The sequence below is a fragment of the Phaeovulum sp. genome, from assembly GCF_041596715.1.
Lineage (GTDB): Bacteria > Pseudomonadota > Alphaproteobacteria > Rhodobacterales > Rhodobacteraceae > UBA6213.
In genome coordinates, this window is the sequence record NZ_JBFHIA010000366.1 from 1 (window position 1) to 2080 (window position 2080).

At 62.8% G+C, this 2080-nt stretch carries 3 protein-coding genes; 1 reads left to right on the top strand and 2 read right to left on the bottom strand.

Annotated elements, in window-relative coordinates; all coding sequences use genetic code 11:
• On the bottom strand, positions 1-331 hold a 331-nt coding region (locus ABY403_RS16060), incomplete at its 3' end, for a hypothetical protein (RefSeq protein WP_372841817.1).
• A 239-nt stretch (positions 332-570) separates the two neighbouring features.
• On the opposite strand from ABY403_RS16060, the gene ABY403_RS16065 reads away from it, so the two are divergent.
• A complete protein-coding gene (locus ABY403_RS16065; protein ID WP_372841818.1) occupies positions 571-975 on the top strand; it encodes a hypothetical protein in 405 nt (134 codons plus the stop codon).
• A gap of 104 nt (positions 976-1079) precedes the next feature.
• Here the strand turns inward: ABY403_RS16065 and ABY403_RS16070 are convergent.
• The coding region (locus ABY403_RS16070; RefSeq protein ID WP_372841819.1) for a phosphomannomutase at positions 1080-2080 on the bottom strand (1001 nt) is incomplete at its 5' end.

The window sequence follows — 2080 nt, forward strand, 5'->3', positions numbered from 1 at the left end:
CCGGCCAGTCTTGCCGTTCCAATGCGACCGCGGCCAGCACCAGATGCGCGCGCGACGATGTCGGCGCAGTTGCGACAATTGCTGCGGCCAAGGTCTCGCAACTGGCAACCAAGTTCTGGCGTACCGCGCCGGGCTGGAAGGTGCCAAGCGGATCGCGCAAGATCTGGGCGCAATCTTCAAGGCTGCCACGTTGCGCGCGAACCGTAAGGGGGGCCTCAATCGCGGAATCAGAGAGCGCCACGATCTGCGTGGCAAGTGGCTGTTTGCCAAATAAGATCGCGTCATACTCCGGCTCCAACATGCGATAGGACACCACGCTCAGCAGAGCCATGCACGCCGCCACACAAAAATACCAAACCCGCTCTGTCATTCTGCTGTTAACCATACTGAATATTTATTACCGAAACGTTAATATTGTCCCTAAAATGCCTAAGTCGTTTTCTATACCTGTCGGAACGCTGCACGAAGATTGAACCGAACCGCCCAGCCAGCGGCCTCGGTTTGCCTGCTGGAAAGCTTTTTAAGCTCTAATGGCCAAAATCTGTGTGTTCAAAACCAAGGTGACACTACATGAAAGTAACCCCCATTCTTATCTCCGCGGCATTTGTCTTTGGTGGGCACGCACCAGCAAGCGCGCAGGCGCTATTTGACGAGACCGAGGTTTTCGCCGCCTGTGCCGAAGGCGCGCCAGCGTGTACCACCCACATCAACGGCGTCATCGCCGAGTTCCAGTCGCTCGGGCTAGCGCCCACAGCGTTCGAAGTGCAACTCGCCTCTTTGGCGGCCGCCACGCTGAACGTCGCCCGCGCCAACCCCACGGCCGGTGCCACCGTGCCCGCAGCGATGCAAAGCATTGCCGCAGCCTCGTCCGACGCGGGCCAGAAAGCGAAGATACTCGCTGCCGCAAACATGGCCGCGCAGGGTGGCACGGCGGCGATTTCGCCAACTGAAACCGTATCGGCCAGCGACGCCTGATTCTGGCGCGGGCCGTTCGACCACACGCCTCGGCGCTCGCTTTTATGGCGCTTATGCACGCCACTTGGCCCGAAGGTTGATTTGCCTGCCAATTGCTTGCACCTCTATTCGTCACAGCTCCGCGCCCGGATCAGCGCGCCGATCTTTGCCACTGCGGCCTGCACCAGCCCCGCATCGCCCCGCGCCTCGACGTTCAGCCGCAACAGTGGCTCTGTGTTCGAGGCGCGCAGGTTGAAGCGCCAGTCCGCGAAGGTAAGGCCAATCCCGTCGAGCGCATCGCGGCCCAATGCCTTTGGCGCGAGGGCGGCATCGACGCGGGCAATAGCGGCGGCAGTATCGGCAACGCGAAAGTTGATCTCGCCTGATGAAGGAAAGGCGGCGCGGCGCGCGGCCAGCAGATCGGCCAGTGGTGCCCCCTTGCGGCAGATCAGTTCGGCCACCAGCAGCCAAGGGATCATGCCGCTGTCGCAACACATGAAATCGCGAAAGTAATGGTGCGCCGACATCTCGCCACCGTAAACCGCACCGGTTTCGCGCAGCGCCTGCTTGAGAAACGCATGGCCCGTGCGCGAGGCGATTGCCTGCCCGCCCGCGCGCGCGACCACGTCTTGCGTGTTCCATATAACCCGGGGGTCGTGCACGATCTTCGCGCCCGGTTCTTTGGCCAAAAACGCCTCAGCCAGCAGCCCCACGATATATTCGCCGGGGATGAAGGTACCGGTGTGATCGAACAGAAAGCAGCGGTCAAAATCGCCATCCCAAGCCACACCCATCTCTGCGCCCGCGGCGATCACGGCGCGCGCGGTCGCCGGCTGGTTCTCGGGCAAAAGCGGGTTTGGGATGCCGTTGGGAAAGCTGCCGTCGGGCACATGGTGTAACCGCACGAACTCCAGCGGCGCGCCCTTGGCCGCAAGTGCGGCGGCCAGCGCATCGAACGTCGGCCCCGCGGCACCATTGCCCGCGTTGACGAGGATTTTCATTGGTCTCAGCGCCGCGATATCGATGAACGAAAGCACCCGCGCCACATAGGCCGCGCGCGCCTCGGGGCAGGGGGTTACCCGCCCGCCTGCGCGGGGGGGCGCGAAATCGCCGCGCTCTGCCAGCG

What these genes read in the sequence shown, in the direction of transcription:
- ABY403_RS16065 (WP_372841818.1), top strand. Translation starts at nt 571, where the DNA reads ATGAAAGTAACCCCCATTCTTATCTCCGCGGCATTTGTCTTTGGTGGG.